Origin of the sequence: Streptomyces sp. NPDC048211 (genome assembly GCF_043202315.1) — a bacterium.
Lineage (GTDB): Bacteria > Actinomycetota > Actinomycetes > Streptomycetales > Streptomycetaceae > Streptomyces.
Genome location: NZ_JBIDAD010000009.1, coordinates 103091 through 116463, shown reverse-complemented (window position 1 = coordinate 116463; position 13373 = coordinate 103091). Strand labels below are relative to the sequence as shown.

General features: G+C 70.9%; 8 protein-coding genes and 2 pseudogenes. 4 read left to right on the top strand and 6 right to left on the bottom strand.

The window, feature by feature from the left end; all coding sequences use genetic code 11:
- Positions 1 to 47 precede the first annotated feature (47 nt).
- From ACGFZA_RS29245 to ACGFZA_RS29230, 4 genes and pseudogenes are all read right to left on the bottom strand, one after another.
- Positions 48 to 386: pseudogene (locus tag ACGFZA_RS29245) on the bottom strand (hypothetical protein); the annotation flags it as partial.
- Between the two features lie 685 nt (positions 387 to 1071).
- Positions 1072 to 2391 carry a M28 family metallopeptidase gene (locus tag ACGFZA_RS29240; RefSeq protein ID WP_393683005.1) on the bottom strand — a complete coding sequence of 440 codons (1320 nt, stop codon included), beginning with the start codon at positions 2389 to 2391 and terminating at the stop codon, positions 1072 to 1074.
- Between the two features lie 170 nt (positions 2392 to 2561).
- A pseudogene (locus ACGFZA_RS29235) lies at positions 2562 to 2750 on the bottom strand (hypothetical protein); the annotation flags it as partial.
- Between the two features lie 123 nt (positions 2751 to 2873).
- Entirely contained in the window at positions 2874 to 3866 is a 993-nt protein-coding gene (locus ACGFZA_RS29230) for a GlxA family transcriptional regulator (RefSeq protein ID WP_385276554.1), read from the bottom strand.
- 52 nt (positions 3867 to 3918) lie between these two features.
- Between ACGFZA_RS29230 and ACGFZA_RS29225 the strand changes: the two genes are divergently transcribed.
- Positions 3919 to 4314 carry a cupin domain-containing protein gene (locus ACGFZA_RS29225; RefSeq protein WP_393683003.1) on the top strand — a complete coding sequence of 132 codons (396 nt, stop codon included), beginning with the start codon at positions 3919 to 3921 and terminating at the stop codon, positions 4312 to 4314.
- A gap of 374 nt (positions 4315 to 4688) precedes the next feature.
- Here the strand turns inward: ACGFZA_RS29225 and ACGFZA_RS29220 are convergent, their stop codons facing one another.
- Positions 4689 to 5393, bottom strand: a complete 705-nt coding sequence (locus tag ACGFZA_RS29220) for a GNAT family N-acetyltransferase (protein WP_385276560.1) — start codon at positions 5391 to 5393, stop codon at positions 4689 to 4691.
- Between the two features lie 117 nt (positions 5394 to 5510).
- The gene (locus tag ACGFZA_RS29215; protein WP_385276563.1) at positions 5511 to 6134 is read right to left on the bottom strand and encodes a LysE family translocator; all 624 of its coding nucleotides are present in this window, start codon (positions 6132 to 6134) and stop codon (positions 5511 to 5513) included.
- 285 nt (positions 6135 to 6419) lie between these two features.
- Here ACGFZA_RS29215 and ACGFZA_RS29210 point away from each other — a divergent pair, with 285 nt between their 5' ends.
- The 3 genes from ACGFZA_RS29210 (at position 6420) to ACGFZA_RS29200 (ending at position 13246) form a co-directional block, all read left to right on the top strand.
- On the top strand, positions 6420 to 8864 hold the full coding sequence (locus ACGFZA_RS29210) for a hypothetical protein (RefSeq protein WP_385276566.1): 2445 nt from the start codon (positions 6420 to 6422) through the stop codon (positions 8862 to 8864).
- Between the two features lie 835 nt (positions 8865 to 9699).
- Positions 9700 to 10218 (top strand): hypothetical protein, encoded by a 519-nt coding sequence (locus tag ACGFZA_RS29205; RefSeq protein ID WP_385276570.1) that lies wholly within the window; start codon positions 9700 to 9702, stop codon positions 10216 to 10218.
- Positions 10219 to 10336: 118 nt separating this feature from the next.
- A complete protein-coding gene (locus ACGFZA_RS29200) occupies positions 10337 to 13246 on the top strand; it encodes an AAA family ATPase (protein ID WP_393683323.1) in 2910 nt (969 codons plus the stop codon).
- The last annotated feature ends 127 nt before the right edge of the window (positions 13247 to 13373 follow it).

Below are 13373 nucleotides of genomic sequence, written 5' to 3'. Positions count from 1 at the left end.
GTTCCACCACCGCCCTGGGTGTACGTGAAGTGGGGTGTGTCGTACTGCGGCCCGCTCTTCTCGTAGGTGAACCAGTACTCCAGGACCGTCCCGTTGGCGAGCGAGCCGACGGTCTGAGTCCACGTGCCCGCATTGTTGGTCATACGGACGTTCTGCTGGTTGGCGCTGCTGACCAGGTAGTGCACATCGACGTAGACAGCGGACGTGGTCGGTGTGAACGAGATCTGAGCTTGCGTGGAGCTCAGCTGAGTGACGCTCTGGGTGTAGTCGGGCGCTGCTGCCGAGGCGGGAGCGGCGCTCTGATCGAGGCCGAGCAGTCCGACGAGCGCGAGGAGCGCACTCAGCAGAGCGATGACGCGGTGCTTCGGACCTGGCAGGGGTCTCATGCGGCCGGGCGGGACGGTAGTGCGCATGGGTGGGAGTCCTTTCACCTGGTTTCGTGAAGTGAACACCGGATCAACGCGGAAGACAGGGTGCAGACTGTCTCGGCACTGTGCAGTGCATCGCCTTGACAACTCTGCAGGCCTTTGAATCAACCTCTTGAGAACGCTCTCAATCTACGGATGAGCGAGGTGCTGGGTCCGTCAAGGCAGTGTTGAGTGACAGCGGTGAACCGTCAAGAAGATGCACAAGCTTCAAGTCTTGAACGCTGATGTGCGCCAAGTCGCTTCTAAGCTCGGCCACAAGGGAGGTGAGTTCGCGAGTTGTCGCACCTGGCCTCAGGGATCGACTTCCCAGGATTCGGGTCCTGCGCGGAAGGTGCCCTTTCAGGATGACGGGATCCGGCCATGTGCGCGGGGTGCTCGCCCCGAGCGTCCCGCTGCCGACCGGACCGATGGGCAGCGTGGTCCTGGTGGCTGTCGGCGGGTACCTGCTGGGCGGCTGCGGTGACGACGACGGCTGGACCCGCGTCCTGCCCGGCATGAATGTCGGCGGTGCGGCATCGGGCCCGTCCCGCCTGACACGGCGCAGGTCGCGGCTCGCTTCGACTACGAGCACACGTACGGCCGTTGATCCCGGGAGAACGGCCGGGCGGCACACGATGCGATCACCGTGTGCCGCGCGTTCACGTCAGAAGGTCAGTTTCCAGCTGTCGATGTAGCCGGTGTCCTGTGCTGCCACATCCTGCACTCGCAGCTTCCACGTCCCGTTGGCGGCCTCGCTCGACGCGTCGACCGTGTAGGTGGCGATCACGTTGTCCGCGGAGTCGCCGGAGCTGGAGCTCTTGAGCCGGTAAGCGGAGCCGTCGGGCGCGAGAAGGTCGACAACCAGGTCGCCGCGGTAGGTGTGCTTGATGTCGACGCTCGCCTTGAGCGTGGCAGGTGCGTTGCCGGTGCGGCCGGTGACGGAGACGGACGACGTCACGGCAGCGCCGTTGTCAGGTACGGCCACGTCCGCCGTGTTCTCGAAGACGGTGCCGGAGGGCGGTGGGGTGGTCGCGGCGGACAGGCCCCAGACCGCGTAGGCGATCGCGTCGCTGTTCCGGTCGAGCGCCGTGTCGTTGATGTTGGCAGAGGTGTCGCAGGACGCGTGGTAGCACCGGTCGAAGGCCAGGCCGGAGGTGCCGCCCCACTTCTGCGCCTGGGCTGCGGTCTTGGTGTAGTCGGCCCCGGAGAAGAGGCCGCCGACGGGTATGCCGGCGTTCTTGAACGGAGCGTGGTCGGAGCGGCCGTCGCCCTCCGTCTCGATCTCGGTCGGTATCGAGAGGCCGGCGTAGTAGTCCTTGAACGTCTTCTCGATCGTGGGGTCGTCGTCGTACACGAAGTAGCCGGGATTGGGCGAGCCGATCATGTCGAAGTTCAGATATCCGGTGATCTTCGCGCGGTCGGCCGCGGCGAGGTGGTTGACGTAGTACGTCGATCCGACCATGCCGAGCTCCTCCGCTCCCCACCAGGCGAAGCGCAGGTGTTTCGACGGCTGGTAGCCGGCCCGCGAGACGGCGAGGGCGGTCTCCAGGACCGCGGCCGACCCGGAGCCGTTGTCGTTGATCCCCGGACCGGCCGTGACGGAGTCGAGGTGCGCGCCGGTCATCAGGACCTGGCTCGCGTCGCCGCCCGGCCAGTCGGCGATCAGGTTGTACCCGGTGGACCCGCCGGAGGTGAACGTCTGGAGCGTGGTGGTGAATCCGGCGGCGTCGAGTTTGGCCTTCACGTAGTCGACGGAGGCCTTGTAACCGGCCCTGCCGTGGGCGCGGTTGCCGCCGTTGGCGGTGGCGATGGACTGCAGCTGGGCGAGGTGCGCCTTGACGTTGGCGACCGGGATGTCCGGGGCCGCGAGGGCGGCGGCGGACGACGGGGCCGCGGATGCGGGGACAGCGGGAGCGAGGAGGGCGGCGAGTGCGAGGGAGGCCGCTGCTGCCACGGCCGTGCGTCTGGGGAAGGAGAGAGTCATGTGGGGGCTCCGGGTTCCGTACGCGCGAAGGGATCGGGTGTGGAACTGGCCGTGCGCCCCTTCCCACGGGGCGGGAAGGGGCGCGGTGCGTGCCCGATCGTGGACTCTTGATGGCGCACCGTCAAGACGGCATCCGGGCGGCCGTGTCCGCTCAGCGGACACGGCCGGTATCAGCCCACCCGGGCGTCGGGCGGGGCGACCGAGCGGAGCTTGTCGACCGGCCCGTAGTACGTCCAGGCCAGGCCCTTGCAACAGGTGGCGCCGGCGCCGGAGTGGTTGGCGCAGACCCGCTTGAGGCCCTCGTGCAGCATGGTGTCGAGGCGCGTCCAGTTGGCGGAGAAGGCGCCTGCGGCCCTGTAGTTGCGGTAGCCGGGACCGTAGGCCGGTCGGCCGGGAGCGCCTCCGCGTGGACGGCGTCCCCCTGGCCGCGCACCACTTCGCCGTCCCGCCGCGCATGTGGTCTGCGTCGGCGGATGCCGCTGTCAGTTCGCCTCCGGACCGAACCGGCGCTTGTACGCAGACGGCGTGATGCCGGTCTCCCGGCGCATCAGGGTGCGCAGATGAGCGGCGGTGCCGAGGCCGCTGCGGCGCGCGACCACCTCGAAGCGTGACTCGCCCCGCTCGATCAACCGGCAGGCCAGAGCCAGACGTTCCCCCGTCAGCCATGCGAGCGGCGTCGTGCCCAGTTGCGCCTGGAAGCGGCGATGCAGCGTCGCCGGGCTGACCGCCGCTCGCGCCGCGAGATCAGGCACGGTGAGCGATGCGTCCAGCCGCTCCTGAACCCAGGCCAGGACGGGGGCCAAGGACTCGTCCGGCAGGTCGGGCATGGGGCGCTCGACGAACTGTCGCTGTCCACCGTCCCGATGCGCCGCGAAGACCAGCCGGCGGCTCACCGAGTTGGCCACCTCCGCGCCGTGGTCGCGACGGACCACGTGCAGTCCGAGATCGAGCGCGGCGGCACTTCCTGCCGCGGTGAGGATGTCACCGTCATCCACGAACAGCACATCTGCTTCGAGCCGGACCGAAGGGAATCGGGCCCGGAAGGAATCCGCCCATTGCCAGTGGGCGGTGGCCCGGCGTCCGTCGAGGACGCCGGCCTCGGCCAGGGTGAAGGCGCCGCTGCAGAAGCCGATCAGGCGCGCACCCCGGGCGTGTGCCCGGCGGACGGTATCGAGCACGGCGGGACGGCGGGGCACTTCGACGTCCGGCCGGTTGGGGACGATCAAGGTGTCCGCCGCGTCGGCCGCCTCCAGGCCGGCGACTCCCGTGAGCGTGAAGAATCCGTCCCGCATCAGGGTGCGGGGCTCGGGCGAACAGAGTGTGAAGTCGTAGAGGTCACGGCCGATCTCCGGTCTGCGCAGACCGAAGACCTCCGTCGCGCAGCCGAGCTCGAAGGGGTTCGAGTTCTCGTCCACGATCACGACGACGCGGTGTACGGCGGCCGTTTCTGCCGTGTGCGAGGATTCTTTCGTCATATGCGATTCCTAGCACTCGCGGCGCCCCTGCGAAACGGCTCAGGATGAGCCCATGAGCAGCGAACCCATCTCCCTCAGCAAGGCGTTGGCCTCCTTCGATGCCTTGTGGAGCCCCCGCATCGTGACGCGCGTCAACGACTACGACGTCCGCGTCGCCAAGGTCGAGGGCGAACACGTCTGGCACGTCCACGACGACACCGACGAGTTCTTCCTGGTGCTCGACGGCGAGTTGCGCATCTCCTTGCGCGAGCCCGCCGGGGAGCGCACGGTGCTGCTCCCGCAGGGCGCGGTCTTCACCGTCCCCCGAGGTACGGAGCACAAGCCGCACGCCCCGTCCGGCGCCGCGATCCTCATGTTCGAGCCCACCGGGACGCCGACCGTGGGCGATCGCCACGACGAGATCCCAGAGCACGTCGACGCAACCACCGGACACGCACTCGGCGCCTGACTCGACAGGAATCGCACACGCGCATGTGGTGCGGGCGACCTGGCGGCGACACACCGGACGCCGGAGGGCGCCCGCTGCCCGGAACCGGAGCGGCTGCGCCGGGCCGCCGACGCGGACGGCCCGCGGACCTGAAGCAGACCGCCCCGTCCGCTCGAAGCACCCCCAGCGGCGTCGGCCATGGGCGCAGACGTCGCCTGCGGCCCAGGGCCGACAGCCCTCCAGCGGGCCCGACCACCCACGCGGAGCCCGCCCGGACACGCCCTGGCGCCGGGTCCGGGCGATGGTGGGGAAGCCCCAAGGCCGGTGACGGGCCTGCCCGGTGGCCGTTTCTCCCTGCGGGCTCCCGGGCTGGGGCGGGCGGGGGCGGTGGGCTGTCAGGGAGTACGGAAGCCTTGGAAGGTCACCTGTGTGCGGGTTTTGAAGCCGAGACGCTCGTACAACGCGATCGCGCCGGTGTTGGCCTCGGCCACGTGCAGGAAGGGGCGCTCGCCGCGTGCCTCGATGAGGGCGGCGAGCGTATGGACCAGGCGAGCGGCGTATCCCTGCCCACGTGCCTCGGGTGCCGTGCAGACAGCGCTGATCTCGGCCCACCCCGGGGGGCGCAGCCGTTCTCCCGCCATCGCCACCAAGGTGCCCCGAACCCGGATACCGAGGTAGGTGCCGAGTTCGTGGGTGCGCGGCCAGAAGGGACCCGGCTCGGTCCGTGCCACGAGGCCGAGCATCTCGGGCACGTCGTCCGCGCCCAGTTCGATCACACCGGTGTCGGACGCGGTCCGAGGGCGACCGGTCCGGTCGTCGTAGGACGGGATCATCTGCCGGCCTTCGAGTCGGAACACGGGCTTCCAGTCCGGCGGAGGGACCGCCGGGCAGCTGAACATGTCGGCGAACGCGTTCGGGCCGAGCAGCGCGGCCAGGTCGTCCCAGTCGTCCGTATCCGGATCGGTGGGCAGGGAGGAGAAGGTGGCCACCCCGGGGAGATACGTGGCGGCCCGGCCGACCCGCCGGCCGAGATGCGCGTGCCGACCGCCGAGCGACTGGCCCACCGGATCGTCGAGCACTGAGGCATCGTCATGTGTCATGGTGTTGTTCCTTTGCAGCAGGGTGCGCCGGTCAGGCGGTCCGGGCAGGTGCCGGTGGCGCGGTCTGTCGTCAGGGGGAGGGGGCCGCGTCGGAGTCGCGATTCGTGCCACGGGGGCTCAGGGCCGGGTCGTGGCGACCTTCAGGCCGAAGCCGATCAGTACGACCCCGGTGACACGGTCCATGGCACGGCGCACGGCCGGCTTCGTGAAGTAGGCACTCGCCTTGGCCAGCATCAGAACGTACCCGCCGAGCCAGAGCGCGGTGAGCGCCGCGTGCACGAGGACCAGCAGGGCCATGCCGGTGTGCGGAGACAGGCCGGTCGGGGCGAGCGTCGGCAACAGACCGGTGTAGAAGACGGCGATCTTGGGATTGAAGATGTTGCTCACCAGACCGGTCCGCCAAGGGTTGCCGCGGGGTGCGGCGGAGGAGCCTGCTGCCGGAGTCCGAGGACGACCGCGACGGCTCTGGAGCAATGTCTGGACGCCGAGGAGGAGCAGGTAGCCGGCCCCGGCGAGTCTGACGGCGGTGTACGTGGTGGCGGACGCGGCCAGAACGGCGGCGAGGCCGGCCACCGAGAGGACGCCCCAGACCAGCAGTCCCGCGGTGATGCCACCTGCTGTCCGGAGTCCGTCCCGCCAACCGGCGGCCACGGCCCGCTTGGTCACGACGGCCATGTCGGGTCCCGGCACCATGGTCAGTACCGCCAGGACACCGGTGGCGGTCACGAACTGTATGAGCATCCTCGTAGTCTCACATCCACGGCGCCGTGCCGGATCGAGACCCCTCTGCGCGAGCCATGGGCCCGGGCGGACGACCGGTTCCTCTACGGCCGGATCGGGGGTGACCCACCGGAGCACTTTCTCCCGTCCGTCACCCCGGTCCGCTACCGAAGTGACGTCGGCTGAGGCTCCATCACGGTCCGGCGGAGCGGGGGATCGTGGCGCTGCGGCCGTCCGGGTTGGTGACACGGGGCGCGATGCGTGTCTCGTGAGTATGAATAATCAGCTTTACATACATTTCTTGGTATGAGTCTGAGAGATTTACGCACCACTGGCACAGGAACCGGGCGTACAGCGAAGGCCCGGTGGGCTGCGACCGGCCTCGGTGTTCTCGGGATGGTGGCTGCGGGTCTGGGCCTGCCGGGCCAGGCCGCCTTCGCCCAGCCCGTGGGCGTCCCGCTGGTCGACGAGACGTTCACCGGGGCCGACGCGCAGGCGGAGTTCGAGGCGTTCGGGCCCGCGTGTCTGACGGGTGCCCCGCAGGCCCCGGCCGCCGGGACGGGGACACACCCCCTGACGGGGTGCCCGGCCGGTGCGACCGGGCCCGTCCCCCCGGGCAACGGGGCACCGCACGGATACCTGCGGCTGACCGACGCATCGAACGACCAGTCGGCCGCGGTCCTCTACAACCACGCCCTGCCGGCGAACGAGGGGCTGGTCACCACGTTCGACCAGTGGCAGTACGGCGGCGCGACCAACCCTCCCGCCGACGGCATCTCCTTCTTCCTCATCGACGGTGCCGCCTCGCTGACGTCACCGGGAGCCTTCGGCGGCAGCCTCGGCTACGCGCAGAAACTTCCCGACGACGACCCCTCTCAGACGTTCGTCCCGGGCGTCAACCGAGGCTACGTCGGCGTCGGTCTGGACGTGCTGGGCAACTACTTCGGGGACTGGGAACACCGCGGCAACGGCTGCGACACCAGGTCCCCGGCCGGCACCTCCTTCCGGATTCCCGCGCCGGGCCAGAACATGGTGACCCTGCGCGGCCCGGGGGACGGAATCGAGGGCTACTGCTTCCTCGACGCCACCACCAACAACTTCTCGACGACCGGCCCCTGGCCCTCCACGCTGCCCGGACAACTGCACGGGCCCACCACCTCGATCCCGGCCGGCTCCACCCCGGCGGAGGCGGAGGCGCTGCTCGAACCCTCGCGTCGCACCGTGACGGTGGAGATCTCACCCTCGCCCGATCCGGTGATCACGGTCTCGATCGACTTCCACGACGGCAACGGCTCCCAGGAGGTGCTCTCGACACCGGCGCCGCAGCCCGTACCGGACACGTACAAGTTCGGCTTCGCCGCGTCGACCGGCTTGTTCACCGACGTCCACCTGATCCGGAACGTCTCCGTCCATCCGGCCGCTGCGCTGCCCCAGCTCAACCTGGTCAAGCAGGTGTCCCAGGAGCCGCCGCTGCCCACCCCGCTGACGCCGGGCATGAAGGTGCCGTTCGAGTACGTGGCGACCAACAGCGGCAACGTCCCGCTGACCGGTGTGACGGTGACCGACGACCGCGTCGCCGGGATCACCTGCCCGACGACGACGCTGGCTGTGGGCGAGACGATGACGTGCACCGGTACGTACACCGTCACCGACGCCGACGGGGCGGCCGGCTCGGTCACCAACACGGCCACCGCGCAGGGACAGGACGGCAGCACGCCCGTCGTGTCGCCACCGGACGAGGTCACGCTGCCCGTCCGGGCCGGTCCGGGACTCCGCCTGGAGAAGTCGGCCGACGACACCCGGGTGTACCGAGCCGGTGACGAGGTGACGTACACGTACGACGTCACCAACACCGGGCCTCAGGAACTGACAGGGGTCGGCGTCACCGACGACCACGTCACCGGTGTGTCGTGCGCTGCGACGACCCTCGCCCCGGCCGGCGAGTCGGGCGACAGCACCACCTGCACCGGCACCTACACGGTCACGGATCAGGACGCCGCCCAGGGCTCCGTCACCAATGTCGCCACCGCGCAGGGCAGGGCCGGGGAAACAGCCGTCCAGTCGCCGCCCGACGACGTCACGCTGGTGGTCGCCTCCGAACTGAGCCTGCGTCTGGAGAAGTCCGCCGACGACACCAGGGTCTACCGGACCGGGGACGAGGTGACGTACACCTACACCGTCACCAACACCGGCGACGGGCAGTTGACGGACATCGCGGTCTCGGACGACCTCGTCCCCGACGTCACCTGCCGGTCCACCACGCTTGCTCCGGGAGCAAGCACCACCTGCACCGGCACCTACACCGTCACCGAAGCGGATGCGGCCAGGGGCTCCGTGATCAACGTGGCTTCCGCGCGCGGGGAGTCCGGCGGAACCGAAGTCGTCTCGCCGCCCGCCGATGTCACCCTCCAGGTCGAAGCAGAGCGCCCGTGTCACGGTAAGCACTGCCCGAAGCCGGATCCGTGTCACGGTGGGCACTGCCCGAAGCCGGATCCGTGTCACGGTGGGCATTGCCCGAAGCCGACTCCGACCCCCACTCCGACACACACCCCGGCCCCCACCCCGACACACACCTCGAACCCGGTGCCCAGTTCTCACCCGAGCCACACAGGTCACCAGGGTGGCGGTCACCTGGCCGACACGGGTTCAGGCACCACGCTGCTGGCGAGCGGTGCAGGCCTGGCCGCCGCGGGACTACTGCTGAAGGCGGCGTTCGTCATGTACTCCCGGCGTACCCGTCACCACGGATGAAGTGGCTCGTGACGACACGAACACAGCCATAGGAGCGCGCACCACCCACGCGGGTATGTCGCGCGCAGTGCGCACCGGCCGGGACCGCCACAGCGGTCCCGGCCGGGTCTGTTTCGGGCGCTGCCCTTCCGGCCCGTACCCGCGGCCGCGATCCATCCCCTCACGGCCCGGGAGCCGCCAGTCGTTCATGCGCCGTGACGGGGGCACCGGCGAACGGGGCGGCTGTAGACACTGACCCACGCCGCTCCGACGGTTGTGGGGTGCACCTGCGGACGCGCACACAGATCGATGTCCGCGGTCCCCCGAATGTGTCGTCCTCCACGGTCACCGCGTGCGTGTCGGGGCAGTCCCCGGACGCGCCCTTGCCGGCCGCACCCCGTCCGGTGCGCGGACCGGGGACGCCGAGCCCGGAACGGCTGGGCCCTTGTCCGCCCGTGGACCCGCAGCCGGCCAGGGGCAGCGCCACGACCACTCCGAGCCGGTAGGAAACGAGGACGCGGAGGGACACGAGAGCGACTCTTGTCCGATGGGCGGATGGTCCGCACGCCGACAGCGACGGGCACCGGGCCGCGTTGCGACACGAGGGCCGATGCGCGCAGGGCCCGCCTTCGGTGGCGTCGGTGTCACCACGTACGTCCGCTACGCAATGCCTGGCCCGCCGTGCACGTCTCCGACTACGTAGGGCACGTCAGGGAAACCACGGACGCGCCGCACCGTGGCGAGTGGGAGGGTCATGCCGGTCGGGGGAGCCGTCACACAGCACAGACGGTCTGTGTGACGGCCGCCACCGGGAGGGCGGACAGTGGCGCGTGCGGCAGGGACATGGCAGCGGAGGGTGGGCCGTACCGGAGCGGTGGTCAGTCTCGCCGTCGCGGGGTGGCTGATCTGGCTGATTCCGGCACCCCACCTGGCGGCCGTCCTGGGGATCGGCCCCGTGGACGGCGTCATGACGATCACCTCGTGCTACGACGCCACGGACGCGCAGGGCGATCAGGTCGGCACCGACTGCCGGGGCACGTACGCACCGCGTGCGGCGGGGGAGCCCCGGCGTGAAGTCACGCTCGACAAGGCCGCCGAGTCGCACGAGCCCGGCAGCACGGTCGAGGTGCGGATGGCGAGAGGCAGAGCCCATGAGCTGTCGGGCTACGCGCTGGGGACGTGGGTCACCGTCACCGGCCTCATCCTCGGACCGTTCCTCGCCCTGTCGCTCTCGTTCCGTGCCTGCGCGCGTGACGCCACGTGGAGCCACGGCGGTGACTACGTCTTGGTCTTCATCGTCGCCGAGTTCGCCGCCCTCGTCCTCGGCTTCCTGGTGGGCGTCCTCGTCTCGATCGTCCTCGCCCTGTCCGGCTGAGCGGGCGGGACGATGCAGGCCCAGCGGCTACGGCGGAATCGCTGGACATGCGTGGGCACGACTCCCGATCGGCCGCGCGTTCAACGTGATAGACAATGCCGTGGAGTTCGGTGGAGAGATCTCACGCCCGGGAGCATCGGAAGACGCTGCCGGGCGGCACGGCAACGGGAGTCCCCTCGTCGGCCGCTCGGCCGAACTGAGGCTTCTCGACACGGTGATCGACCGACTGGGCCATGGGGCCCCGTCCCTCGTCGACCTCACCGGCGCGGCGGGAATCGGCAAGAGCCGGTTGATGGCCGAGCTCTGCCTGCGCGCGAGGCGACGCGGGGTGACCGTGCTGCGCGGCCGGGCGACCGAGTACGAGCGCCATCTCCCGTTCCATCCCTTCGCCGACGCGTTCGCCGACCTGGACGCCCGCCCGCCCCTCGCGGCCGGTCTGCTGGACGCGGTCTCCCGTACCCTCGGCGGCCGCGGTGCCGAGCCGTCCCCCGCGCCGGTGCACGCAGCCGCGGACCGTTTCGCTCTCCACCGGTCGGTGGCGGCGCTGTTGACGCAGCTCGGCCGGACCGGCGGCGGCCTGGTGGTGGCGCTGGACGACGTGCACTGGGCGGACCCGGCGTCACTGGAACTCCTGGACCATCTCGTCCGGCATCCCGTCCCCGGCCCGGTCGTCCTCGTCGTCGCCCGGCGCGACCGGCAGACGCCGACCTCACTCACCGCGGCGCTCACCCGCGAGGCCGACACCGACGCGGTGCTCCGGATCGGTCTGGCACCGCTCGCGGAACAGGACTGTGTCGAGGGGCTCGCCCCCGATCTGCCGCGCGAGCGGGCCGCGCGACTCCATGCCGAGGGCGAGGGCAATCCGCTCTACTTCCTCGCCCTCCTGCACGCGTACCGCGAGGACGCGGCGCGTCGCTCCACGTCCTCCCCGGCCCCCGCCGGGAGCGGTCACGGTGAACTGCCCACCGGACTCGCGGCGCTGCTGCTGAACGAGCTGGCCCCGCTGACCCCGTCGCAGCGCCGGACCCTGGAGGCGGTCGCCGTGCTCGGCGATCACGCCGTGGCCCCGGTGATCCGCAGGGCGACCGGACGTACCGATGCCGAGCTCGACGACGATCTGGACGCTCTGGCACGACGAGACCTCGTGCGGCCGGGGCCGGGCGGCCGGACGATGCTGCGGCACCCGGTGATCCGGACCCTGGTCCACGAGTCCACCTCGGCCCGGCGGCGCGTCGAGATCCATCGTGCCGCCGCCGCCGAGCTGTCCCGCACCGGTGCACCGGCTGTCGAGCAGGCCCAGCACATCGAGCGGTCGGTGACCACGTGGGACCCGTACGCGTATGCCGTACTGAGGCAGGCGGCCGAGCAGACCGCGTCGACGGCTCCGACGAGCTGCGCGCACTGGCTCAGCGCCGCACTCCGATTGCTGCCCGACACGGCCGAACGCGGGGCGGAGCGCCGCGATCTGATGCTGCGGCGCGCACGCGCCCTCGGTGTCGCCGGTGGGCTGCGGGAGAGCCGCGACCTGCTGCACAAGGTGATCAGCACGGCCGGTCCCGACGAGACGGGCGTCCGGACGGCGGCGGTCGTCCTGTGCGCCCTGACGGAGCGGCACCTCGGCCGGTATCCGGAGGCGATCGCGCTCCTGCGCCGCGAGTTGAGCAGGCAGCCGGAACCATCGCCGTCCGACCGGGTGTCGATCGGTCTCGAACTGAGCTCGTCCGCACCGCACAACGCCGCCTATCCGCAGATGCGCGGAGAGGTCGCCCGCACCCTCGCGGACGCCCGCGCCCTCGGTGACGAACGCGGTGAGGCCGGGGCACTGGCGGTCGCAGCGTTCGGCGAGGCCTACGAGGGCCGGGTGGCCGTGGCGACCGCGTACGCCGCGCAGGCGGCCGGGTTACTGGACGGGCTGCCCGACGACTACCTGACGGCGCTGTGTGAACCACTGGGCAGACTGGGATGGGCGGAGGCATTCCTCGGACGCTTCGCCGATGCCGAGCGCCATGCCGAGCGGGGTCTCGGGATCGCCCGGCGCAGCGGCCAGGTCTACCTCCTGCCGCTCCTGCTGCTGTGCAAGGCCCACGTACGCATCCAGACCTGCCGGCTGACGTCGGCCCGCGAACTCGCGGACGAGGCCGAGGACATCGCCCGCGGCATCGGCAGCAGTGAGCTGCTTGCCTTCGTCCTGGCCAACAAGGCCCAGGTACGGATCGCGGCGTCCGCCCCCGGTGATCCGGAGGCACTGGCGGCTGCCGAGGAGGCCGTTGCGGCCATGGGGCCGAGCGACAACTGGCGGGCCTCCATGGCCTGGTGCATGCTCGGCTACGCCGCGCTCACCGGCGGCGATCCGCACCGCGCCCGGGACGCCCTCCTCCGGGCCGGGGGCGACGACCTGGCCGGCCTGCAACCCTCGATGCGCCCCCTTCTGTCGGAACTCCTGATCACGGCGGCGCTCTTCACAGGGGATGTCGACTCGGCGTCCGCATGGGCCGGGCGGGCCCGCGACGAAGCGGAGCAGCTCGGCCTGCCCGTGCAGCGTGCCTCCGCGATGCGGAGCGCGGCACAGCTAGCAGTTCACGACGGCGACCACGCCGGCGCGGCGACGCTGCTCTCCGAGGCGGCTGCGCTGTGCGCACGGTCCGGTGCGGTGTTCTGGGAGGCGAGATCGCTGCTGCTCGCGGCACCGGTGATGGCGGCTGCCGGGTCCGGAGCGCGCGGTGCCGTCATGTGGGAGCAGGGCCACCGGCTGGCCACGGGCGGAGGCGCGGGGCTCCTGATCGGTCTGGCGGAGATGACCCGGCCGTCCGAACCTCGTACGTCCTCCACAGCCCCGCCGTGGCTGGCCTCCTTGACGGCCCGCGAACGGGAGGTGGCCGAACTGGTGGCCGAGGGCCTCACCAACCAGGGGATCGCCACCCGGCTCTACCTCAGTCCGCGTACCGTCGAGACCCACCTCTCCCGGGTGTTCCGCAAGACGGACGTCGCCACCCGCGCGGCCCTCGCCGCCCTCATGGCCCGTTCGTGACACGAGGGAGCGGCGCCCGTTCGTGACAGGAGGGAGCGCCGGCCGTTCCTGACACGACGGAGCGGCGCCCGTTCCTGACACCAGGACGTGTCCCCGCCGCCACACGCCTCCGGCACGGGGCGGGCGT

Coding starts and splice junctions, on each gene's coding strand:
- ACGFZA_RS29240 (WP_393683005.1), bottom strand. CDS start 2,391: ATGACTCTCTCCTTCCCCAGACGCACGGCCGTGGCAGCAGCGGCCTCC.
- ACGFZA_RS29230 (WP_385276554.1), bottom strand. CDS start 3,866: ATGACGAAAGAATCCTCGCACACGGCAGAAACGGCCGCCGTACACCGC.
- ACGFZA_RS29225 (WP_393683003.1), top strand. CDS start 3,919: ATGAGCAGCGAACCCATCTCCCTCAGCAAGGCGTTGGCCTCCTTCGAT.
- ACGFZA_RS29220 (WP_385276560.1), bottom strand. CDS start 5,393: ATGACACATGACGATGCCTCAGTGCTCGACGATCCGGTGGGCCAGTCG.
- ACGFZA_RS29215 (WP_385276563.1), bottom strand. CDS start 6,134: ATGCTCATACAGTTCGTGACCGCCACCGGTGTCCTGGCGGTACTGACC.
- ACGFZA_RS29210 (WP_385276566.1), top strand. CDS start 6,420: ATGAGTCTGAGAGATTTACGCACCACTGGCACAGGAACCGGGCGTACA.